General features: G+C 71.0%; 17 protein-coding genes and 1 tRNA gene. 8 read left to right on the top strand and 10 right to left on the bottom strand.

Annotated features, from left to right (window positions below; translation table 11 throughout):
* The first annotated feature begins 22 nt into the window (after positions 1 to 22).
* Entirely contained in the window at positions 23 to 1,096 is a 1,074-nt protein-coding gene (ahbA, locus tag CVO96_RS10470) for a siroheme decarboxylase subunit alpha (RefSeq protein WP_103312185.1), read from the top strand.
* 71 nt (positions 1,097 to 1,167) lie between these two features.
* On the opposite strand, the gene CVO96_RS10465 is transcribed toward ahbA, so the two are convergent.
* A complete protein-coding gene (locus CVO96_RS10465; protein WP_103312184.1) occupies positions 1,168 to 2,745 on the bottom strand; it encodes an E3 binding domain-containing protein in 1,578 nt (525 codons plus the stop codon).
* 246 nt (positions 2,746 to 2,991) lie between these two features.
* On the opposite strand from CVO96_RS10465, the gene CVO96_RS10460 reads away from it, so the two are divergent.
* The 4 genes from CVO96_RS10460 (at position 2,992) to csaB (ending at position 7,697) form a co-directional block, all read left to right on the top strand.
* Entirely contained in the window at positions 2,992 to 4,023 is a 1,032-nt protein-coding gene (locus CVO96_RS10460; protein ID WP_103312183.1) for a Glu/Leu/Phe/Val dehydrogenase family protein, read from the top strand.
* Entirely contained in the window at positions 4,023 to 4,664 is a 642-nt protein-coding gene (udk, locus tag CVO96_RS10455) for a uridine kinase (protein ID WP_103312182.1), read from the top strand. Before CVO96_RS10460 ends, udk begins: the two co-directional genes overlap by 1 nt.
* A gap of 142 nt (positions 4,665 to 4,806) precedes the next feature.
* A complete protein-coding gene (locus tag CVO96_RS10450; protein WP_243398282.1) occupies positions 4,807 to 6,729 on the top strand; it encodes a DUF5693 family protein in 1,923 nt (640 codons plus the stop codon).
* Positions 6,726 to 7,697: a polysaccharide pyruvyl transferase CsaB gene (gene csaB, locus CVO96_RS10445; protein WP_103312181.1), complete on the top strand. Its 972-nt coding sequence runs from the start codon at positions 6,726 to 6,728 to the stop codon at positions 7,695 to 7,697. Before CVO96_RS10450 ends, csaB begins: the two co-directional genes overlap by 4 nt.
* Positions 7,698 to 7,760: 63 nt before the next feature.
* On the opposite strand, the gene CVO96_RS10440 is transcribed toward csaB, so the two are convergent.
* The 3 genes from CVO96_RS10440 to CVO96_RS10430 form a co-directional block, all read right to left on the bottom strand.
* Entirely contained in the window at positions 7,761 to 8,240 is a 480-nt protein-coding gene (locus CVO96_RS10440; protein ID WP_103312180.1) for a PaaI family thioesterase, read from the bottom strand.
* Positions 8,241 to 8,250: 10 nt separating this feature from the next.
* Positions 8,251 to 8,856, bottom strand: a complete 606-nt coding sequence (locus CVO96_RS10435) for a DUF2231 domain-containing protein (RefSeq protein WP_103312179.1) — start codon at positions 8,854 to 8,856, stop codon at positions 8,251 to 8,253.
* A gap of 88 nt (positions 8,857 to 8,944) precedes the next feature.
* Complete coding sequence (locus tag CVO96_RS10430; protein ID WP_103313418.1) at positions 8,945 to 9,916, bottom strand: CobW family GTP-binding protein; 972 nt, start codon at positions 9,914 to 9,916, stop codon at positions 8,945 to 8,947.
* Between the two features lie 61 nt (positions 9,917 to 9,977).
* On the opposite strand from CVO96_RS10430, the gene CVO96_RS10425 reads away from it, so the two are divergent.
* Positions 9,978 to 11,741 (top strand): ABC transporter ATP-binding protein, encoded by a 1,764-nt coding sequence (locus CVO96_RS10425; protein ID WP_103312178.1) that lies wholly within the window; start codon positions 9,978 to 9,980, stop codon positions 11,739 to 11,741.
* A 22-nt stretch (positions 11,742 to 11,763) separates the two neighbouring features.
* Here the strand turns inward: CVO96_RS10425 and CVO96_RS10420 are convergent, their stop codons facing one another.
* From CVO96_RS10420 to CVO96_RS10400, 5 genes are all read right to left on the bottom strand, one after another.
* Positions 11,764 to 12,210, bottom strand: a complete 447-nt coding sequence (locus CVO96_RS10420) for a DinB family protein (RefSeq protein WP_133161787.1) — start codon at positions 12,208 to 12,210, stop codon at positions 11,764 to 11,766.
* Between the two features lie 30 nt (positions 12,211 to 12,240).
* Positions 12,241 to 14,757 (bottom strand): replication restart helicase PriA, encoded by a 2,517-nt coding sequence (priA, locus tag CVO96_RS10415; protein ID WP_103313417.1) that lies wholly within the window; start codon positions 14,755 to 14,757, stop codon positions 12,241 to 12,243.
* A gap of 291 nt (positions 14,758 to 15,048) precedes the next feature.
* Positions 15,049 to 15,642, bottom strand: a complete 594-nt coding sequence (locus CVO96_RS10410) for a DUF4384 domain-containing protein (RefSeq protein ID WP_103312176.1) — start codon at positions 15,640 to 15,642, stop codon at positions 15,049 to 15,051.
* Between the two features lie 228 nt (positions 15,643 to 15,870).
* Positions 15,871 to 15,944: transfer RNA gene (locus CVO96_RS10405), tRNA-Gln, on the bottom strand.
* A 67-nt stretch (positions 15,945 to 16,011) separates the two neighbouring features.
* On the bottom strand, positions 16,012 to 18,648 hold the full coding sequence (locus CVO96_RS10400) for a DEAD/DEAH box helicase (protein WP_103312175.1): 2,637 nt from the start codon (positions 18,646 to 18,648) through the stop codon (positions 16,012 to 16,014).
* Between the two features lie 87 nt (positions 18,649 to 18,735).
* On the opposite strand from CVO96_RS10400, the gene CVO96_RS20760 reads away from it, so the two are divergent.
* Together CVO96_RS20760 and CVO96_RS10395 are read left to right on the top strand one after the other, a co-directional pair.
* On the top strand, positions 18,736 to 19,203 hold the full coding sequence (locus CVO96_RS20760) for a DUF6924 domain-containing protein (protein ID WP_133161786.1): 468 nt from the start codon (positions 18,736 to 18,738) through the stop codon (positions 19,201 to 19,203).
* A gap of 215 nt (positions 19,204 to 19,418) precedes the next feature.
* Complete coding sequence (locus CVO96_RS10395; RefSeq protein WP_165795272.1) at positions 19,419 to 20,030, top strand: PAS domain S-box protein; 612 nt, start codon at positions 19,419 to 19,421, stop codon at positions 20,028 to 20,030.
* Here the strand turns inward: CVO96_RS10395 and CVO96_RS10390 are convergent.
* On the bottom strand, positions 20,027 to 21,538 hold the full coding sequence (locus CVO96_RS10390; RefSeq protein WP_103312173.1) for a hypothetical protein: 1,512 nt from the start codon (positions 21,536 to 21,538) through the stop codon (positions 20,027 to 20,029). The genes CVO96_RS10395 and CVO96_RS10390 overlap by 4 nt on opposite strands.
* Positions 21,539 to 21,655 lie beyond the last annotated feature (117 nt).

Raw genomic sequence — 21,655 nt, 5'->3', positions numbered from 1 at the left:
CGGCCGGCGTATGGTGGCGGGTATGACCGCTCCCGCCCAGACTGTGACGCCTCCGGCGACCCCCGCGCCGCCTACCCCACGCGAGCAGCTGCTCAACCGCATCCAGCGCGACATCCCCATCGTGCGCCGCCCCTACGCGGTGATCGCGCAGGAGGTCGGCCTGAGCGAGGAGCAGGCGCTGGACATCCTGCGCGAGGTCAAGGCTCAGGGCGTGCTGCGGCAGGTCAGCGCGATCTTCGACACCCGTACGCTGGGCTACCAGAGCAGCCTGGTGGCGGCCGTGCACGACGAGGATCAGCTGGACGCCGGCGCCGAGGTCGTCAACGGCCATCCCGGCGTGAGCCACAACTACAAGCGCAACCACGACTTCAACCTGTGGTACACCATCGCCGTGCCGCCCGAGAGCGACCTGGAGGCGCACGTGCAGCGGCTCCACGACCTGAGCGGCGCCCGCCTGACCCGGCTGATGCCGACCCTGCACCTCTTCAAGATCGGCGTGGAGTTCGACATGACCGGCAAGGAGGACTGGAACGCCAAGGCCGCTCCGCAGTACACCAGCGAGCAGCGCAACATCGGCTACGCCGTGACTGACCTCGACCGCGCCTTCGTGACCGAGTTCCAGAAAGACCTGCCAGTCACCGAGGAGCCCTACGCCCAGGCCTGCGCGGCCCTGGGCCTGAGCATTGAGGAGGTCGCCGAGCACGCCGTGAAGATGAAGGCGGCGGGCGCGCTGCGGCGGGTGTCGGCTGTGTTCCGCCACCAGAAGGCGGGCTTCACCTTCAACGCCATGGGCGTATGGGCCGTACCCGAGGGCGACGTGGCCGAGGTCGGGCGGCAGATGGCCGGCTTCAAGGCGGTCTCGCACTGCTACCTGCGCCCCACCTACCCCGAGTGGCCCTACACGATCTTCACCATGGTGCACGGCCGCAGCAAGGAAGAAGCCTTCGGCAAGATCGCGGCCATCGAGCAGGAGGTGGCACCGGGTACCCCGCACGCCATCCTGTACTCCACCAAGGAATACAAGAAGGTGCGGCTGGAGTTCTACAAACCCGAGTTCTACGAGTGGGAGAAGGCCAATCTGAGCAGCGGGGCCTGAAGCACACCTCACGACAGGAAGGGGCGCCCATTCGGAGCGCCCCTTTCGGTTGTAGAAGTGGGTTACAGGGGTTACAGCACCAGCAGGATCGGCTCTCGCAGGGTGGCGTCCAGATCGGCCAGGAAGCGGGCGCCCTGGGCGGCGTCCACCGGGCCGTTGAGGGTCAGGGCGGCGCGTCCGTCATGCACGCGGCCCACGCTGAGGGTCACGGTGTGCGGGTAGTGCAGGTCATCCAGATCCAGCGCCCCGGCATCGACGACCAGCAGATCGGGCGTGCCCTCGTAGGTGTGGGCCAGGGCGTCCACTGCGGCGCGCAGATGCTCGCCGGCCACACTGCGGGCACGGTTCTGGGCGTTGTCGTGCAGGGCGACCGAGCTCAGGCCCAGGGCGGCGGCGTGGCGCTGGACGGCGCGGGCCACCAGGAAGGCCAGCGGCACGTCCTGACCCAGCGCGCGGCTCAGCTGGCCATGCAGGGCGCTGGCGGCGCCGAAGTCCACAGAGCGGCGCAGGTAGGTGCCGAACCACACCGCGCCGGAGGCTTGGGCGGCGGGGGCGGGAGCAGCAGTGGCCGCTTCAGCCTCGGGGGCGGGCTCGGCCTGGGCGTCCTGGGGCGCCGTCTGGGCCTGGGGTTCGGCGGGGGCCTCGGGCTCCTCGGCCGCCGCGACCGGCTCCGGCGCGGGCCGCTCGTCGGGCCCGGTGCTGGCTTCAGCGGTGCTGGTCTCGCCGGTGGTGGCCTCTACGGTACCGGCCTCAATGGCGGGCGTGTCCATCACCACGGGCTCGGCGGCCAGGGCGGGCTGCTCCTGGGCGTCGTCCGTGTGGTCAGAGACTTCAAAGCTGGAGTGGGGCGCGCCGGAATGGGCCTCCTCGGAGGAGAAGGCGCCGGCGTCTGCAGCGGCCTCGTCCGGGCTGGCGCTTTCGCTGTGGGCACTTTCGCTGTGGGCGGTCTCGCTGTGGGCCGGGGCCGATTCCGCGGGTTCCAGGGGCGCGGCCGGCGCCGGGGTCTGCTGGTACAGGCGCGAGAGCAGGCTGCCCAGCCCGGCACCGGCCGCCGCGACACCAGCCGCCGCGACGGGCGCCGTGGCCGCCGGCATCTGGAGGTCAGGCATCGGCACCTCGGGCATCGGGGCGGCCGGCATGGAGGGAGCAGCCGTCGGGGCCGCAGCCTGCGGTGCGGGCGCACTGAAGTCCCAGGTGGGCATGGCCGGCGTGGCGGCCACGGGGGCCATCGGCGCGGCGGGCGCAGCTGCCTCGCCGGGCATCTCTCCAGTCACATCGTCGTCCAGCTCGAAGTCCATGTCCTCGGCGTCCAGTTCGGGCGTGGCCGGAGTGGACGGCACTTCAGGGGACACCGGGGGCCGGGCCTGGTTCAGCAGCGCCGCCATATCGGAGTCCACGCCCGCGCGGCTGAGCTGCTCGGAGCTCATGCCGCTCAGGTCGGGCATGGCGTTCACGTCGCCGTTCCAGTCGGCGGGCGGCACGTCGACCGGGGTGGACGGCGGCTCCTCCTCCCCGCTCATGATGCGCGAGAGGTAATTCAGGATGTCCTGCTCGACGACCATGCCGCCTTCGCCCGAACCCCTGAGGGTCTGCCAGTCAATCCCGTTCGCCTCTGCCAGAATCTTGGCCAGCGGAGCAATCCGTTCCATTCCATTCCCCTTTCGCGCACCCTCGTGATTCGAAGATGTAGGCGCCGAACACCAAGCCGTGTCTGGCTGCAGCCTGACGCGGCGCCTATGACAGCGTTCTTTCAAGGCGGAGGCCGCCCGTTCCGTGGGTCGCAGGCGGGCCGCAGTCCCGGATAGGCGCCCGGAGGCCATATGCCACCGGGTCTGGTGGTAGCCTCCCTAGACGTGTGCGCCCGCCGAACCCCGGCGAGGCCGACAGGAGTCCTGATGCTGATACTTGAGGAGATGCAGACGCGCGGGCACGAGGCCCTGACCCTGCTTCACCATGCGCCCAGCGGCCTGCGGGCCGCCATGGCCATCCATTCGACCGTCCTCGGGCCGGCCATCGCCGGCGTGAGACTCCGTGAACAGGAAGAGGAGCTGGCGGTGCGCGGCGCGCTGGCGCTGTCCGAGAGCCTGACCCTGAAAGCCGCGCTGGCCGGGCTGAACTACGGCGGCGGCGCCTGCGTGCTGATGATGCCGGAGGCCGGCGTGGACGACCCGCACGCCCGCGAGGCGCTGTTCCGCGCGCTGGGCCGCCAGGTGCGCCCGCTGGCCACGCGCGTGGTGCTCACCGAGGACATCGGCGTGACCCCGGCCGACATCTCGTTCCTGGCGCAGGAGACGCCCGCCACGCTGGGGATGCACACCGACACCAGTTCGGTGACCGGCTACGGGGTCTACCGGGGCATGAAGGCCGCCGCCCGCTTCGCGCTGGGCTCGGAGAGCATGCGGGGCGTACGGGTGGCGATCCTGGGGGTGGGCGCGGTGGGCCGCACGCTGGCCCAGCACCTGCACCGCGAGGGCGCCCGGCTGACCATCGCGGACTCGCGCCTGGAGCGGGCCGAAGCGCTGGCGAACGAGCTGGACGGCGCGCAGGTCGTGGGCTGCAGCGAACTGCTGGACACGCCCTGTGACATCCTGGCGCCCTGCGGCTTCGGCCACTCCATTCCCAGCGACTCGGTGCCGCGGCTGCAGTGCCGCCTGATCGCCGGGGGCGAGCACCACCCGCTGACCCGCCGGGGCGAGGCGGCCGTCAAGGAGGCGGGGATCGTGTACATGCCGGACTTCGCCATCAATTCGGCGGGCCTGATCGCGGCCGCGACCGGCGCGGACATGAACCAGGCCGCCGAACGGGTCTACCAGATCGTGACCCGGGTGGTGCAGGTGGCCGAGCAGTACGACAAGGTGCCGCATCTGGTGGCCCGCCGCATGGCCGAGCGCCGCATCGACCTGATCGGCTCCCTGGGGCACGCCTGATGCCGGAGGCCGGGGCACAGACCACTGCCCGCGCGCCCTTCGTGATCGGCGTGGCCGGCGGCTCGGGCAGCGGCAAGACCACCGTGACCCGCCGCGTGATCGAGACCGTGGGGTCTCAGGGCGTGGCGGTGCTCAACCAGGACAACTACTACCGCGACCAGTCCGACATCCCCTTCGAGACCCGGCTGACCACCAACTACGACCACCCGGCGGCCTTCGACTGGGCGCTGCTGCGCGAGCACGTGGACGCGCTGCTCTCGGGCGTGCCGATCGACATGCCCGAGTACGACTTCACCCGGCACACGCGCTCGGCCCAGACGACCACCATCCTGCCGGGGCACGTGGTGGTGCTGGAGGGCTTCTTCGCCCTGTACGACGAGGCCCTGCGCGGCCGGATGCACCTCAAGGTCTTCGTGGACGCCGACGCCGACGTGCGCTTTATCCGCCGCCTGCAGCGCGACACCCAGGAGCGCGGCCGCACGCCCGAGAGCGTCATCCAGCAGTACCTGGACTTCGTGCGCCCCATGCACCTGAGCTTCGTGGAGCCCACCAAGCGCTACGCCGACGTGATCATTCCGCACGGCGGCATGAACGAGCCCGCGCTGGACATGCTGAGCGCCCGCATCCGCACCACGGTTTAAGAGCGCCCGCCGCCGTGGCCCCCACCTTTGGATGGACGAGCCCGGGCGCCCGGTGACCCTACCCTGAACCGGCCGCCGGGCCGGGCACACCCCCTGGCCCCGGCTTCCCCACTGGCCCCCCTTCCCACACCGCGCCCTTAGGATGTGCCCTGTGACTGATCCACTCTCCTCCCGTCCGGTGACCGGCGTGGGCGACCCCTCCCCCGCCGGCCCACCCCTGTCCGCCACGGTGCCCTCCACGACAGTGCCGCCCTCCACCCGTCATCCCTGGACACGGGCGCTGCTGGGATTGATCGCGCTGTCGCTGATCCCGGCGCTGCTGCTGGCCGCCGCACGCGTGCAGTACGAGCAGTCGCAGAAGACGGCGGCGCTGGTCATGGACTACCCGGCGCTGGTGACCCAGGCGCGGCGCTACGGGCTGGAGCCGCAGGCCCTGCTCGACCGCTACAAGAAACTCGGGGTGAACGGCGTGGCCGTCTACGAGGACACCATCGCCAGCCTGCAGCAGCGCGGGGAGCTGTACCTGAAGAACGGCGCCGATCTGGCGGCCGATTTCCCCGGCGCAGGCGTGAAGCCCAACGCGGTGTACATGCGCGCGGTGGAGGCGGACGTGACGGCGGCCCTGCGAACCCGCTACACCATCCCGACCCGTGAGGTCAGCGTGGGCGGCCAGAAATGGATCGAGTGGCCCACGGATCCCAGCTACCTGCCCGCCGGCCCGAACGCGGCGCAGATCGCCGAGTTCAGGAAGCAGGGCCTGGTGCTGGTCTACCGCCCCTACCAGGACGAGGCCGTGCCGCAGGCGAAGGTGGGCGCCGACTGGCCGGACGTGCCCTTCGTGGCCTTCACCGGCGACGAGGTGATCGGCGCCCGCACCCCGGAACTGCTCGCGCAGGTGAACACCGCGCTGGGCAACCGGATGCCGGCGATCATTGAGGGCAACATCCAGAAGGGGCTCGATCAGCTGGTGGTCGCGCACGGCGGGGCCCGGCTGTTCGCGCTGGCGCCGAGCTGGCAGAACCAGCTCGACCCGCTGGACGTGGCGAGCAAGTACAACCTAGCGGGCCGCGAGCGCGGGATGCGGCTGATGTACCTGCGCCCCTACCCGACCATCAACGAGACCGAGGCCATGCTGGGCCGCGCCGGGTCGCTGCTGACGAGATCGGGCGTGAAGATCGGCACGCCTCAGGTGGCGCTTTTCAATCCTAGCCCCTTGCTGAAGGCCCTGAGCATGATCGGGCCGCTGGCGGCGCTGCTGCTGCTGGGCCTGAGCTTCCCGCTGGCGCGCCTGGGGCTGGCGGCGGCGGGCGTGACCGGGCTGCTGGCCTTCGGGCTCAATTTCGGCAGTCCCTTCTCGGGCGCGGCCCTGATCGCCGCCGTGACCTTCCCGGCGCTGGGACTGGTACTGCGCCGCCACCGGGTCAGCGACTGGTTCCTGGCCACCGGGCTCAGTCTGGTGGGCGTGCTGTTCGTCTCGGCGCTGGGGGCCAGCCGCGAGAGCACGCTGGGCCTGGAACCGTTCCGGGGCGTGGGCCTGACCCTGCTGCTGCCGCTGCTGCTGGTCGCCGCCAGCTTCCTGCCCCGCCAGGACATCCGCAAGACGGTCTCCGACATCTACGCGGCGCCGATCCGGCTGGGCGACGTGGCCGTGATGGGGCTGGGCTTCGCGCTGCTGGCGCTGGTCTTCGAGCGCCGGGGCAACTCCACGGGCGGCTCCGTGACCGAGTTCGAGGCCTCGCTGCGCCGCGACGTGCAGGATTCGATCATCCGGCCGCGCTTCAAGGAGGTGGCGTCGCATCCGCTGGCGCTGCTGGGCCTCAGTGGCCGGCTGCCGGGCTACTTCAGCGGCCTGCTGATCCTGGGCGGGGTGGTGGGCCAGTCGAGCATCCTGAACACCTTCTCGCACTTCCATACGCCGCTGCTGGTCAGCGCCGCGCGCTGCTTCCTGGGCCTGGGCCTGGGCCTGCTGCTCGGCCTGCTCGCCATCGAGGCGCTGAAGTTCGGCCTGAAGCTGTGGAATGCTCCCCGCCGCGCCCCCGGTGCCGGCAGGCAGGCCGGGGCATGAGGGTGGCCGTCAGCGGGTATTACGGCTTCGGCAACACCGGCGACGAGGCCATCGCGCTGGCCATCACGCGGGAGCTGAAGAAGCTGCAGGTCAGGCCGCTGCTGCTCTCGAACACGCCCCAGGAGAGTGCGGCGCTCTACGGCTGCGAGAGCGCCCAGCGCATGGAACCCCGCGCGCTGCTGGGTGCCGTGCTGCGCTCGCAGGTCGTCCTCTCGGGCGGCGGCGGGCTGCTGCAGGACAAGACCAGCGCCCGCACGCTGACCTACTACCTGAGCGTGATCCGGCTCGCGCGCTTCCTGGGCAAACGGGTGGTCGTGTTCAACCAGAGCGTCGGGCCGCTGAGCGCGGCGGGCGGGCGCAAGGTGGCGGGCGCGCTGCGCGGCACGCTGGTGATCGTGCGCGACCAGACCAGCCTGGACACCCTGCGGGGCCTGGGCATCCACGGCGAACTGGGCGGCGACCCGGCCCTGCTGCTGGAGCCCACGCCCGGCCTGAGCCGCAACCCGCACCGCGTCGTCATCGCTCCGCGCGGCGACGTGACGGACGCCACCGGGCACCTGAAGACCGTGACCCGCACCCTGCAGGCCGAGGGCCGGCAGGTCACCGCCCTGAGCTTCATGCCGGATCACGACGACGCGGCCGCGCACGCCCTGGGCGCCGACGAGGTGATCAGCACCCGCGACCCGCAGCTGGCCCTGGACACCATCGCCCAGAGCGGATACGTGATCGGGGTGCGGCTGCACGCCGTCATCCTGGCGGCGGCGGCCGGCACGCCCTTTTCCGCCGTGGCCTACGACCCCAAGGTGCAGGGCTTCGCCGACGACGCCGGGGCACCCACCCACCCGACCGACCTGAACCCCGCCGCCGTGACCGACGAGGCGCTGCGCCGCACGGCCCCCAACTGGAGCGCGGTCGAGGACATGAAGCTGCGCGCCGCCGAGAGTTTCAGCCGCGCGCTGGGGCTCTAGCACTGGGGCTCCAGCGCTGGGTTTCTGGCGCTGGGTGGGCCTCTGCCGCTGAGCCTGCCGAACTCAGCCGCCGGTGGAGATCACGTTGCAGGTGCAGCGCGCGAGGCTGGTCACGCGCCCGCGCTCATCGCGGATCTCCACCGTCCAGACCATCACGGTGCGGCCCCGGTAGGCCAGCGTGGCCTCGCCGGTCACGGAGCCGCCCAGGGCCCCCCGCACATGGGTTCCGCTCAGATCCACGCCGACCGCCACCTGCTTGCGGACGTCCAGATTGATCCACGAGCCCATGCTCGCCAGTTCCTCGGCCAGTGCCAGGCTGGCGCCCCCGTGCAGGCGCCCGGAGGGCTGACGGTTCCCCTCGACGGGCATCCGCGCGCTCAGGCGGTCCCGCTCGATCCTCAGCCAGGTGATGCCCAGCCGCTGGCCCAGCGTGCCGTCCAGCCCGCCGCCGTGGGGGCCGTTCAGGCGCTCGGCGCGGGCCTGGGGGCTGAGCCCATCGAATTCCTCGGGACTGGGCAGATAGAGGTCGGGGTGCAGGGTCACAGGGCGCAGATTATCCCTGAGGCCAGGCCATCGTGCGCCCCACGCCCAGCCCGTGCCGGTATACCAGTTCGCCGCCCAGGAAGCCGCCCGCGACCGCCAGCCCCAGCGCCGCCCCGGACAGTGCCTTCCCCAGCCCCCGCCGCCCGCGCCGCCGCGCCAGGATGGAGCCGACGTTCAGGACGAAGGCGGTCTCGTTCAGCGCGCCGTGGATCAGCCCGGTGCGGCGGGCCTCGCCACGCGTGGTGCTCCAGTCGGCCCAGCCGGTGGCAATCGTGCCGACCGCCCCCAGCGTGCCCAGGGTCAGGGCGAGGTCGGCGGCGGCCTCGTTGCCCCCCGGCTGACGGGTCGGCAGGAAGTCCAGCGCCGCCGCCACCATCCAGCCCCCCAGCGGCAGGTGCACCAGGATCGGATGGATGGGGTGGCCCAGCCACTCGCCGTGCAGGGCGTTCATCACGCCAGCGGGCAGGTGGGCCTCGGCGCCCCGGAGCAGCCCCTGGAGGGTGTCGGCCACCGTCTCCAGCCCGTCGTGATTGCTCAGGGCGTCCTCGACGACGTGAGCGGGTGGGTCGTGGGGCGGACGACGCTGGGGCAGGGTGAGGGTGGCAGGGCTGGACATGAAGGGCCTCCTGTGATGCGGCCACCCTACCCGCACCCCGTCCAGACCGCGTGGGAAGCAGGTTCAGGTGCATTCATGCCCCTGCCCCTCAGTCCGGGATCAGTTCGGCGGGGTCGGGGATCAGGCACCCTTCCCAGGCGGACTCGAACTCCGCCCGGTCGAGCCCGCGCCCGATGACCACCAGTTCGCTGTGGCCGTTTCCTTCCTCCCAGGCGTCGGTGGTGAACAGGTCGCGCACGGCCTGGAAGAGAATCCGCTGCGGGTAGCCGTGCAGATCGAGAAAGCCCTTGGCGCGCAGCACCTCGGCCGGGCGCGAGAGCAGGAAGTCCGTCATGAAGCGCTGCCAGCGGTAGGGATCGAGCGGCCGCCCCGCGCGCAGCGTGAAGGAGGTCAGCCCCGGCGTGTGCGCGGCCCTCTCGTCCACGCCGTCCAGCACCCGTGGGTCGAAATCGTCGCGCGCCAGCAGGGCGTCCGCGTCGATCTGGCCGCGCTCCACCCGCTTGATCTCGGCCAGCGGATTCACGCCGCGCAGCACCCCTGAAGCGTGCTCCAGCAGCCCCGGATCGGCCTGATCGGTCTTGTTCAGCACCACCACGTTGGCGTAGGCGAGCTGCCGCGCGGCCTCGGGGTGCTCGCGCAGGGTCTGCAGGGCGTGTCGGGCGTCCACCACGGCGACCAGGGTGGTCACGCGGAAGGCGGCACGCACCGAGCGTTCCAGCAGGGTCGTCAGCACCGGGGTCGGGTCGGCCACACCGGAGAGTTCGACCACCACGGCGTCGGGCTTCTGCTCGCGCATGGCGATGGTCACCAGGGCGCGCAGCAGGTCGTCCCGGCCGGTGCAGCAGAGGCAGCCGGCGGTCAGCTCGGTCACGTCGTCCTGCAAGCGTTCGATCAGGGCGCCGTCCACGCCCTGCGCGCCGAACTCGTTCACGATGATGCCCAGGCGGTGCGGCAGGCTGCGGATCAGGTGGTTGACCAGCGTGGTCTTGCCGGCCCCCAGGAAGCCGCCCACGACGATCACGGGGACGCGCTGGTCGGGCTGGGGGTCGGCGGCAGTCATGCGGGCAGGATAGTGGGTCTTCCCCACGCGGCACCGTGATGGGCGCTCTACGCTCCGGGGGATGCCCGCGCCGTCCTCTCCTCCCACCCCCCTGCGCCGCCTGTACGGCCTGCTGACCCCCTACCGCCGCACGGTCGGGCTGGGGCTGGCGCTGCTGCTGGGCAGCGTGGCCGCCGAGCTGTACCCGCCGCTGGTGTGGATCCGGGTGGTCGATCAGGGGCTGCCGGCTGGGGACTGGGCCTTCATCGGGGGGCACCTGGCGCTGCTGGTGGGCGTGTTCGGCATACAGCAACTCCTGAGCGCGTGGCGCGGCCTGCTGCTGGAACGCGCCGGACAGGCGTTCACGCGCGACCTGCGACTGGCCCTGTACCGCAAATTGCAGGGGCAGTCGGCGGCCTATTTCGAGTCCCAGCGCAGCGGCGACCTGATCGCCCGCGTGACCGGCGACGTGGACGCCCTGCAAGACGTGCTGGTGCGCGGCACCGACGCCGTTCTGGCGAACGCGCTGCGGGTTCTGGGCGTGGTGGGCATCTTCATCGCGCTGCAGCCGTTGCTGGGCGTGCTGACCACCCTGCCGATGCTCGCCGTGGGCGCGATGCTGTGGCGCTACGGGCGCACCGTGCAGCCCGCCTACCGCGCGGCGCGCGAGCGGCTGGGCGACCTGAGTGCCCTGATCGGCGACCGCCTGGCCGGAATAAGGGTCGTGCAGGGCTTCGCCCGCGAGAGCGACGAGACCGCCCGCATCGGGGCGCTGGGCCAGCAGCTCTACGAGGAGGGCGTGAAGGCCGTGACCATCCGCAACCGGGCCTTTCCACGGGCGCGCTTCGTGGGCAACCTGGGCAACGTGATCATGCTGGGCGGCGGCGCGTGGCTGATCCTGGCCGGACAGTTCACGCTGGGCGGCCTGCTGGCCTACCGGGGCTACGGCCGCTATTTCTATGGCCCCATCGACGATCTGGTCAACATCGGCGACCTACTGCAGCGCGCCCAGGCCAGTGGTCGGCGCGTGTTCGAGGTGCTGGACGCGCCCGTGAGCGTGCAGGAGGGCCCCGGCGCCCGCCCGCTGCCCAGCCCGGTACGCGGCGAGATCGCCTTCGAGCACGTGACTTTCGGCTATGACCCCGCCCGGCCGATCCTGCAGAATCTGACGCTGCACATCCCCGCCGGGCAGCGCGTGGCCCTGCTGGGCGAATCCGGCGCGGGCAAGAGCACGCTGCTGGGGCTGGTCACCCGCAGCCACGACCCGCAACAGGGCAGCGTGCGCTTGGACGGTCTGGATGTGCGCGCCCTGACCCTGGGCAGCCTGCGCCAGCACGCGGCCGTGATGGCGCAGGACACCTTCCTGTTCCACGACACGGTGGCCCACAATGTCCGCTACGCCCGGCCGGCCGCCACAGACGCTGAGGTCGAGGACGCCCTGCGCGCCGCCCACGCGCTCGCGTTCGTGCGGGCGCTGCCGGACGGACTGGACACCGTGGTGGGCGAGCGCGGCGTGAAGCTCTCAGGCGGCCAGCGCCAGCGCCTCTCGATTGCCCGCACGCTGCTGGCCCGCCCCAGCGTCCTGCTACTGGACGAACCCACCAGCGCCGTGGACGCCGGGAGTGAGGCCCAGGTGGTCGCGGCCCTGGACGTGCTGATGCGGGGGCGCACCGCCCTCATCGTCACGCACCGGCTGAGCCTGGCGCGCACCGCCGACCGCGTGATCGTGCTGGCGGGCGGGAGGATCGTGGAGGACGGCCCGCCGGACAGGCTCAGGGCTGAAGATGGAGCCTATGCGGCGCTGGAGCGGGCGGCGAGCGTGGATTTTGGGGAGGCGGTCACTTGAAGGCGAGGGGCTGGGCGGCCGTTTACTGCGGCCAGTTCTTCATGATCTGCCGCAGACACACCACCTTGCCCAGGTGATACGCCGTGTGGACGGCGAGAAACTCCAGGCCATCGCGCCACGTCGAGTGGGGGTAACCTGGTTCTGGGGAGCTGAGCCAGCGTTCGTCCTTTGCCCGTGTCACGGCTTGCCTGGAATATGTCAGGAACATCGACACGAGGTCGTCCCAGTCCTGCTGGTCAGCGGGAGCGGCGGACTCGGGAAAATGCTGGGCGTAGGGCCAGCGTTCCAGGGCTGAGCGGCCCTCGTCCAGGGAGATTTTGAGCACCATGGCCGCATGCCACAGCTCCTGATAGATGCTGTGAGGAACACCGTCAGGCCTTGCACCCACCTGGTTCAGGGTCAGTCCTGCCAAAATGACCTCGCGTGGCGCAAATCCTCCGGTGAGCAGCAGATCATCCCAGTCGTTCACGGCTTGCCTCCACCTGCCAGGATACGGTTCCTACAGCCCCCCCCTCGGATTCACGTCCACCCGCACCCGCGCCTTCCATGTGCGGGTATCCAGCACGCGCAGCAGTTCGCCCAGCCGCGCGTCGTGCCTCGCCCGCAGGAACAGGTGGTAGGGATAGACGCCGCGCAGCCGCGCCACCGGACTGGGCGCCGGCCCCAGCACCTCCTGGGCGGTGGCCCCGGCGCCGTGGAAGGCGTCCGCGAGTTCCTGGGCGGCGGCCTGAGCCTTCCTGGGGTCGCGGGCCGTGACCTCGATCTGCGCCAGCCGGGCGTGCGGCGGGTAGCCCAGCGCCTTGCGGGCGCGCTCCTCGGCGGCGGGGTAGGCCAGGGTGTCGCGGCCCTCGACCATCACGCGCAGGGCGGGGTGGTCGGCCTGGAAGGTCTGCACGACCAGCATGGGGGCGCGGGTAGGGTGCCACTCGGCGAGCTGGCGCAGCAGGCGGTGGTATCTCTCACTGGCGCGGAAATCCGAGACGTTCAGCCAGGTGTCGGCCAGCGTGACGCCGACCAGGGCCAGGTTGGGCGGCGGCTCCCCCGAGAGCAGCAGCTGGGTGCCCACCACCACGCCCGGCTCTCCGGCGTGCAGCGGCGAGAGGTCGTCCTGGCGATCCTTGTCGAGGCGGTAGACCGGGAAGCCGGGCAGCAGTTTGCCGACCTCCTGGGCGATCCACTCGGTGCCGGGGCCGCGCGCCTTCCACATGCGGTCGCCGCAGTTGTCGCACCTGTCGGGAATGGCCTCGTGGTAGCCGCACTGGTGGCAGGTGAGCTGGCGGGTTTCCTGGTGAAAACGCAGCGCCACGTCGCAGTTGCGGCAGTGGGGCGTGTGCTCGCAGGTGGGGCAGCGCAGCAGGGCGCTGTAGCCGCGCCGGGGTGCGAGCAGCACCGCCTGCCGCCCCCGTTCCTGCACCTGCCGCAGCACCCGCGCGAGGTCGTGGCTGATGGGGTAGCCCATATCGCCCTGCTTGTGCTGCACGCTCGACAGCGGCCCCAGCTCGGGCTGCTCCGGGGGATTGGCGTAGTCCACGACATGGACGCGCGCCTTGGGGGGCGGCAGCACCGCGCCGGGCCAGGGCACGCTCTCGGCGGCCGGGGCCGCGCCCACGTAGGCCAGGGCGGCGTCGTGGGCGCTGGCGATGCGCGCCGCCACATCCGGCAGGAAGGCGCGCGAGCCGCTCAGGAGCTTGTGGGCGTCGCTGGCCTCCTCCAGCACGACGACCAGCGCGGGGTCGTGCAGGGGCGCGCTCAGGGCGTGGCCGCTGCCGATGACCAGGCGCGCCGCGCCCATGCCCAGCAGATGCCAGCTGTGCTCGCGCTGCGCCTCCGAAAGCGTGCCTGCGATCTGCACGGCGCGGGTGCCGCAGGCCTCGGCCAGCCCGGAGAGACCCTCCCAGGCGCGGCGCAGCGTGGCGTGGTCGGGCGCGAGCACCAGCACGCCCCGGCCCTGCGAGAGCAGCCGGCCCACACGCGGCGCCAGTACCCCGAAGCGCGTGGCGGCGCGGCCCCCGTGCAGCCTCCAGACCGCTTCTTCCGGCAATCGGTCGGGCAGGGTCGGATCGGCCACCAGCGCACAGGGCTCGGGCAGCGCGGGGGGAGGGGCAGGCACTTCCACCGTATCGGCCCAGCCGCGCAGGGCCAGGGTGCCCGCCACGGTGGGCGACAGGGGCACGCCCTGGGCGCTGGCCCCGTTCGCCCAGGCGGCATAGGAATCGAGCGGGCCGTGCTCGCGGAGCCACGTCCAGGCCTCCGGCGGCGGCGCCTGCACGCGCACGTACTCGGCCCCGCCCGCGTTCAGCGCCGCCGTGACCACCCCCGCGCTGATCCCGGCCCCTTTGGCCCAGCCGCTCAGGGTCTCCTGCGGGCCGTGCTCGGCCAGCCACGCGCAGGCCTGGGCCTGTTTGGGGGTCAAGGTGGTGGGCCGCTGCGCGGCGGCCTGGATGACGGTGACGGTGCGCGACGCCGGGGGCACGTCGTCCAGCGGCCGGGCCTCCACCACGGTCTTGGTGCGGGGACGCGCGGTGAAGCGCTCCTCCAGCAGCCCCTGTTCGCGGATGGCGTCCAACAGGTTCGGCGCGAAGGCCCCGGCGTCCGTCCAGCGCTCGGTGGGAACCTTGCGGGCGAAGGCACTCAGGTCGGCGCCCTCCACCGCCCGCACCATATGGGCGTAAGCCGCCTGCCAGCCCACCCCCAGCAGATCGCCCCAGACCAGCCCCGCCGGCAGCCGCGCGTCGTGCGCCCAGCCCTGCACGCCCGCCACGGTGGCGGCCGGCACCCAGGGACAGGCGGGGTCGTCCAGCACATGCACGGCCTCGCGCAGCCGGTGGCCGCCGCGCGGGTCGCCCTCGCCCACCACCAGCCCCACCACCAGCTCGCCCCGCCAGGGCACCAGCACCCGGCAGCCCAGCGGAGGCCCGCCGACAAAGCCGTGTGGTACGGCAAAATCGTAGGCCGGCACCGGCAGGTTGACCACCACCTGCCAGGGCCTCGGGGGGGGAGCGGCGGCCGGGGTCACGCCCCGTAGGCTAGCGCGGCGGGGGGAGGGCTGGGCGTTGACGCGGTAGGCGACCCCGCTGCTGTGCAGCTCTTCGAGTCCGGCGCTCCGCGCCACCTCCCCTTAAGAGGGAGGCAGGGAAAAGCACGGCTGGCAGGCATTTCCTGGCTCCCTTTGAGGGGAGCTGGCTGCGAAGCAGACTGGCTGGTACAGCTCCGAAGGAGAGGGGTCGCCTTCCACCTCAACCCAACACGCCGGCCGGGCGAACGGAGTTCTCCATTCACCCGGCCGGCGGTCGCTGCTTTCCGTGGCTCAGTAGGCCACGTTGTACTGCACGGTGTCGCTCGTCCAGTCCTGCTGGGGCACAGGCTGGCTGATGGGGTTCACCACGATGCTCAGGGCCTGGGCCAGACGGCCGGGCGTCTGCGGTCTGACGGTCGCGAAAGCGTCGCCCGAACGGTAGCTGCTCAGTTCGCTGAGGTTCAGCGGGCGGCGGCTGGCGATCACCAGCACCTTGTTCAGCCCGTAAGGCCCGCTGATGTCGAAGGTGAAATTGTCCCCGGCAGCGGGGAAGCGGCGCACCTGGCCGGCCCGCACGTAGTTGCTGCTGCTCGCGCTCAGTCGGTTGGGCAGGATCTGGTCGGTCGTGCCGTCGGGGTTCAGGTTGAACAGGTAGATATAGGCGTTCTCGCTCGTCTGGGTCGAGATCGTGATGCGGTCACCCACGCGGTAGTCCGGCGTGCCGGTGCCGTAGGGATCGCGGTCGACCCACACCTTGGTGCTCAGGGTGGTGGGCACCGGATTGACGATGATGCTCTGGGCGCTCAGCCTGGGGGAGGCGAAGGCGGGGGCGGCGAGGCCCAGCAGGGAAGCGGTCAGAGCGAGCAGGATGATGGGCTTCTTCATGGATTCCTCCGGGCCGGCCGTCAGTCGCGCGCCAGAAGGGTCTGACGCGACTTGGACGGGTGCTGTGCCTCTGAAACAAGGCTACGCCCGGCCACCTGACGGGCAGTGAAGGCAGGCTGACTGAACGTGAGGAAAGGCGCACTTCATCTCATGACTCGAATCTGATGAATCATGAAACGGGCTTCATCTCCATAAGAAAGCGGCGGCCCCCTGAACGGAGCCGCCTTGTGGCAGGGATACTAGGATTCGAACCTAGACAAACAGATCCAAAATCTGTTGTGCTGCCATTACACCATATCCCTATCGGATTGCCGCTCCGGGCACTGGGCCCCGAAGCGGGGTGAGTTTATCAAGCGGGCGCCCGGGGGGTCAACCGGAGGCGACGGGGGCCTCGATGACGCTCAGGCCGGCGAACTGCAGCAGCAGTCTCTTCTGGCCCACGCCGGGAAAATACACCAGCACCTCGCGCCGCTCCCCCTGCAAGAAACCCTGCATGAACACGCCCTCGCCGAATCTGGGGTGGCGCAGGCGCAGGGGCTGGGTGGTGTTCACGGCGCGCTGGATCTCGCGGCTCGGCAGGCCCAGGCGGGCGCTGACCTCGGGCAGCGAGAGGCCGTGCAGGTCGAGCAGTTCACGCGCCTGCAGCGGCCACGAGGGCGGCAGGTCGGGCGCGAGGTCGGGGGGCGTGTCGCCGGCCCCAGCCTGGGCTTCGGGCGCCGCCTGCACGCCCAGCACCTCCTCCAGAAAGCGGCGGGTGGCGTGCTTGTCGGTCGGGCGGCGCTCGCCGCTGGGCAGGAAGGGCGAGGAGCAGCGGCTCACCGCCGTGCAGGCGTAGCAGCCGTCCGGGGACTGGCAGCAGGTTTTGGCCGCCAGCTGCAGGGCGCGGGCCAGCAGGTCGTCCAGATGCTCATAGGCGCGGCGCGACACGCCCAGGCCGCCCAGCCAGTCGTCGTAGAGGTAGAAGTAGGTGTCATGGCCGCCCCGGAAGGCGCCGGAGAGGTCGTTCTCGTCGCAGGCGATGCGCTCGGGCGTGACCTTCTGCAGCAGGTGCTTGAGGGTGTGCGCGACCGCCGTGGGGCGCTCGGTGGCGCGGGCGTCGATGCCGATTTCCAGCGCGCTGGTGCGGAAGGGCGGCAGCTCGACCGGCACGTCGTACAGGTGCTCGCTGAGCTTGTGATCCTGCATCCGGTCCTGAATGCGGCCCCCGCACTTCGCACACGCGCGCTCGGTCGGGCCGGGCTCGCGGTCGCAGCCGATACAGGCCCGCTCAAAGACCTGCCGCAGCATCTGGTAGCCCGTATACCGCCGCCGGATGGTGACCTCGCCGTGCCGGAAGGCCAGCGGGCCGCGCTTGTGCCAGTTCCCCATGCCGCGCGGCGTGACCTCGATGGCGTACAGGCCGCGCGTGAACAGGTTGGCCGCCTGGAACTTCTCGACCAGAATGGCGGTGCCCGCCCCATGCCGCTCCCAGCGCACGACCTTGTAGCCCTGGCCGTCGAGCGTGAACACCGCGCCCTCGTGCTTCTCGGTCAGCGCGTAGTGCTGGCTGGGCGATTCCAGCGGCGTGTCGAGCGCTCTGGCCCCCACCCGCGCCCAGTCGTCGGCCTCGACCACCACGAACTTCAGGCTGCCCTCGCCGCGCAGGTTCCAGTATTTCTGCGGCGAGACTTCGGGCAGATGCGGCTCTGTGAGCCCGGCGGAGCGGAATTCCTCATTGCCGCGCGCCTGGTGCTTGGGCGAGAGGTAGGGATTGTTCGCCTCGACGACCGCCTTCTCGATGGGGCCGGTCAGCAGTTCCAGAAAATTGCCCGAGTTGGAATAGAACGCGTCGGCGGGCTGCGGCACGCCCTGTTCGTTGAGAGAGGGGAGGTACAGCACCAGCCCCGGCGCCACCCGCCCCGCGCGCCCCGCCATCTGCCGGAAGGCCATGCGCGAGCCCGGATAGCCGTCGATGATCACGACCTCCAGGTCGCCGATGTCCACGCCGGCTTCCAGGGCGTTGGTGGCGAACATCACCCCGCTCGCCGCGCGGCGGAACTCGCTCAGGCGGCCCTCGCGGTCGGAGGTGCCGGCCATGTACAGGTGCGCCCGGCCCGCGTACTGCGGCTGCGCCCGGTAGGTGGAATACAGCCGCGCCGCCCGCGAGCGGCCCCGGAAGAAGGCCAGCACCTTCAGGTCGTGGCGGGCGCTGGCGTCCATCACGGCGTTCCAGAAGCGGCGCGGCTGGCCCCTGTGGTCGGCCAGGTAGTACAGCTTGCCGGGCCTGGCGGCGCCGGACTCGCTGACCTCCACGGCGTCGATGCCCGTCAGTTCGCGCGCGAACTCGGCCGGGTTGCCGATGGTCGCGGTGCTGAGCACGACCTGCGGCTTCGCCCCCAGGGCGCGGGCCAGTTCCAGAAGGCGCCGGAGCATCCCCGCGACCTCCGAGCCGAAGCCCCCCCGGTAGGTGTGCGCCTCGTCCAGCACGATAAAGGAGAGCCGCGCCAGGAAGGCGCGCACGGCGCTCTGGGTCAGCGACCAGTGCAGCTTGTCGGGCGTGGCCGTGACCATCCGCACGCCGTCCTTGAACACCTCGCCCACCTGAGCGGCGCCCTGGAAGGCCCCGATCTCCCAGGAAAAGCCGCCGCGCTCACGGAAGGCCCGCAGCTTGTCGCGCTGATCCTGGCCCAGCGCCACCAGCGGGTACACGAACAGGGCGGTGGCGTCCGGATCGCGCTCCAGGCGCTCGAAGACGCCGGGGAAAAAGGCGCCGGTCTTGCCGCTGGCGGTCGGGGTGGTCACGATCACGTGCCGGCCCTCGCGCATCAGGCGGTAGGTCTCGGCCTGGTGGGCATAGACCTCCGCGAAGCCGAAGCCGCGCACCACAGCGTCCGACCAGCCCAGCTCGGTGGCCCCCAGGGTGCGCGCCGGGGCCGCCTCTTCCCCATACAGCCGGGTCGCGCCGCCGCCCAGGGTGTCGCGCAGGAACCCCTCCAGATGGGCGGTGGGGGCGCGGGCCAGCAGCATGGGGCTCAGTGTAGGCGCGGCGGGGCCAGGGCGGCGGGAAGTGGGGTCACGTTGGTCTGAAATCTCACCCCCTGGCTACGATGGACTATGCCATTCACTCTGCCTGAGCCCGACGATCTGACGTCCCTGCTGGTGCGAACCGATTACAGCGACAATGACTCCTGGCAAACCGCACTCGCCGCAGCAACCGCACCCGTTCAGTTGGCTGAGATGCCCACTCCATTTGTAGCCCGATTTACTATTGTGGAACATGCAGATTATGACGGCTTGAGCATCGCCGCGCTCTCAGCAGCTCTGCATGACAGTGCTTTGAATGAGCTGTTCGTGGTGGATAAAGTGAGCACTACGGAGGAGGAACATACCCTTCTTGTCGTCCATGTAGACGAAGCGGACGGTGGGGCCATCCATTCGTTCAGGGTTTCCCCAGAGTACGCCTGGGCCGTTCAGAACAACCTCTGTCTCGCCAACATGGACTTCCAGGAGTTTGCGGTAAACGTGGATAGAGATGGCGTGTACAGAGGCGGCTCCACCCCCACGTCGTCTGACGGCGCCTGATTCTCATACCGAAGTCAATGCCCTCGCCGGTGTCAAACGACGGGGCCAGCGAGCTTTACTGATCTTCCAGAGCCTGGACGGGATGATCGACATGGGCTTCCAGCAGGCGCCAGCCGCCTCTGACGCCTCCGGCCCTTCGCCCCCCAGCTGACCCGTAAGAATTCTGTAAGAGCGGTGTCAGGCCACGCCTATGAGAATGGATCATGAGGCCGGGCGTGCGGGAACTGCGGTGGGCGTACGTCCTGTTCGGACTGCTGGCCCTGACCAGCTTTCTGATCGTTTTCCTGGTGCCCCGTCCGGAGGCGTACTGGCTGCTGCTGCCGCTGCTGAGCGTCCAGCTGGCGGCGATCTGGCTCGCGGGGCGGATCATCCGGGTGGTGCGCGGCCACCGGCAGCTGCGGGAGTCCTACGAGCAGGAACTGGATTTCGCCCGGCAGCTCATGGAGAGCGTCGATCACGGCCTGACGGTGGCCGACGAGAGCGGCCATTTCGTCTATGTCAACCGCGCCTTCGCCGAGATGGTGGGGCGGCCCGCCCGGGACATCGTGGGCCGCTCGCCCCTCGAATTCACTGTTCCAGACGATCACCATAAGCTCCAACAGGCCAGGGTCGCGCGCCAGCACGGCAAGAGCAGCACCTACCAGACCCGGCTGCGTCGGGCCGACGGCGAGGTCGTCGAGGTACAGATCACGGGCACGCCCCGCTGGCACCAGGGACGGCTGGTGGGCAACTTCGCGGCCATCGTGCCGCTGTTCCTGGGTCAGATGAGGCCGCCCGGCGGCAGCCCCCCGCCGCCGGCCGCCGCCGACCGTCCGGAACCGCTCTAGGGCTGGGGCACAGCCGCCTGGTTCACCCGCAGCCGTCCCAGCACCGTCTGCGTGCGCGTGGGCGTCCCCGCGCTGACCTCGAAGGTGTACTCGCCCGGAGGGAGGCCCGCCGTGTCCAGATCGACCGGGTACTGGGTCAGCATGCTGGACACGGTGCGGGGCGTGCCCAGGGTGATGTTCGCCGCGCCGGTCAGCAGTCCGCTCGCCAGCACCGGCTGGTGCGTGACCGCTGCCGCGCCCACCGCCGCCAGCGGGTCGTGCCAGACGTCCAGGGTCAGGGCGCTGGGCCGGGCGGCATTCTGGCCCAGCGTTACCTCGGCGGGGCGCAGTTCCAGCCCCAGGTCACGGATGGCGTCGGTGTGCAGGGCCTTCTTGAGCAGGTAGGTGGCCTGCCCCGCACCGAAGATGGTCAGGATGGTGTTGCCCACGTCCGGCAGCGTGGTCTGCGAGGTCAGGAAGACGTTTTCCTGCCAGCCGCTCAGGGCGATCAGGTAGCCCACCACCGCCACCAGGGTCACGACCAGCGACTGGAAATCGCCGAAGTCGAAGCGGCCGGCGTCGTCGGAATAGAGGTTCTGCAGCTCGGGCTCGGCGGCCGGCGGCTTGATCAGGCGGCCCTGGCCGGTGGCATTCGCCGTGATGGCCGCCGCCGCCGCGTAGGTGCCGGCGGCGATGCCGGTCAGGGCCAGCAGGGCCTCGGGCGACCCGATGCCCACTGCCAGCTGCAGGCTGCCGCTGACGACGCGCCACACCAGCGTGCTGACATAGGCGCCGATAAAGACCATGAACCAGGCGGCCATCTGGAACTGGGCGTTGCTGTAGCGGCCGTCCTTGCCGACGATCAATCGGCTCAGGCCGCGGTGACGGCCCGCCGGGATCAGGGCGTGGCACAGGCTGGCCAGCCACGCCAGCGTGAGCAGCAGCACCGCCAGCCGGGGCCAGTTGCCGGAGTACACCGACACCCGGCCCAGTTCGCCCCCTTTGACGTTCAGGGTGGTCAGGGCCGGCGTCGAGGAGCGGCCGGAACCCTGGTGGCAGGCGCCTTGCAGCGTCCGCCCCGGGCCGGCGTCCAGCCACAGCAGCGTGCCGGGGCCGATGGCGCTGCGTCCGGTCACGGTCTCATCCAGATTCAGTACCGCCGCGCAGGAGTCCGGGGGCCGCACGGACCAGCCCCGCCACAGTGAGGCCGGCAGCACGGCGCCGTCGGCGGGGAGAGGGTCGGTGGAACGGGTCTCAGCGGCGCCGGTGGCTTTGGCCGGGGCCGGAGTGGTGCTGGCCGGGGCAGTGGTCTTCGTGCGGTCGCCGACGGTGGTCACCCAGGCCGTGACCAGCTGACCCGACATCCGCTCGGCCCGCTCCACGCGCACGAAGACCGCCTCGGCCCCCGGCGAGAGCCCGTAGGCGGTCAGGGAGGCGTAGCGCGCCGCGATGAAGATGGCGAGCGCCGCGATGCCCACGCTGAGCAGCAGCGCCCCCAGGCCGATCCGAACCGTTCCCCGAGTGGTCATCCCCCTTCCCCCTCCGGCCCGCCGCGACGTCCCTCCGGGGCCTGGAACCACCGTAGTTCCGGGGCCGTGACCGGGCCATGACCATCTCCGCCCCGACCATGTGCGACCCGGCCGTGC

Source organism: Deinococcus koreensis (assembly GCF_002901445.1).
In the GTDB taxonomy this organism is placed as follows: Bacteria; Deinococcota; Deinococci; order Deinococcales; family Deinococcaceae; genus Deinococcus; species Deinococcus koreensis.
The sequence above is the reverse complement of the archived record's forward strand: the minus strand, read 5'-3'. Positions and strand labels throughout refer to the sequence as shown.

Coding starts and splice junctions, on each gene's coding strand:
- CVO96_RS10430 (WP_103313418.1), bottom strand. CDS start 9,916: ATGACTGCCGCCGACCCCCAGCCCGACCAGCGCGTCCCCGTGATCGTC.
- CVO96_RS10450 (WP_243398282.1), top strand. CDS start 4,807: ATGTGCCCTGTGACTGATCCACTCTCCTCCCGTCCGGTGACCGGCGTG.
- CVO96_RS10400 (WP_103312175.1), bottom strand. CDS start 18,648: ATGCTGCTGGCCCGCGCCCCCACCGCCCATCTGGAGGGGTTCCTGCGC.
- CVO96_RS20760 (WP_133161786.1), top strand. CDS start 18,736: ATGCCATTCACTCTGCCTGAGCCCGACGATCTGACGTCCCTGCTGGTG.
- CVO96_RS10390 (WP_103312173.1), bottom strand. CDS start 21,538: ATGACCACTCGGGGAACGGTTCGGATCGGCCTGGGGGCGCTGCTGCTC.
- csaB (WP_103312181.1), top strand. CDS start 6,726: ATGAGGGTGGCCGTCAGCGGGTATTACGGCTTCGGCAACACCGGCGAC.
- CVO96_RS10465 (WP_103312184.1), bottom strand. CDS start 2,745: ATGGAACGGATTGCTCCGCTGGCCAAGATTCTGGCAGAGGCGAACGGG.
- CVO96_RS10435 (WP_103312179.1), bottom strand. CDS start 8,856: ATGTCCAGCCCTGCCACCCTCACCCTGCCCCAGCGTCGTCCGCCCCAC.
- CVO96_RS10425 (WP_103312178.1), top strand. CDS start 9,978: ATGCCCGCGCCGTCCTCTCCTCCCACCCCCCTGCGCCGCCTGTACGGC.
- udk (WP_103312182.1), top strand. CDS start 4,023: ATGCCGGAGGCCGGGGCACAGACCACTGCCCGCGCGCCCTTCGTGATC.
- CVO96_RS10410 (WP_103312176.1), bottom strand. CDS start 15,642: ATGAAGAAGCCCATCATCCTGCTCGCTCTGACCGCTTCCCTGCTGGGC.
- CVO96_RS10460 (WP_103312183.1), top strand. CDS start 2,992: ATGCTGATACTTGAGGAGATGCAGACGCGCGGGCACGAGGCCCTGACC.
- ahbA (WP_103312185.1), top strand. CDS start 23: ATGACCGCTCCCGCCCAGACTGTGACGCCTCCGGCGACCCCCGCGCCG.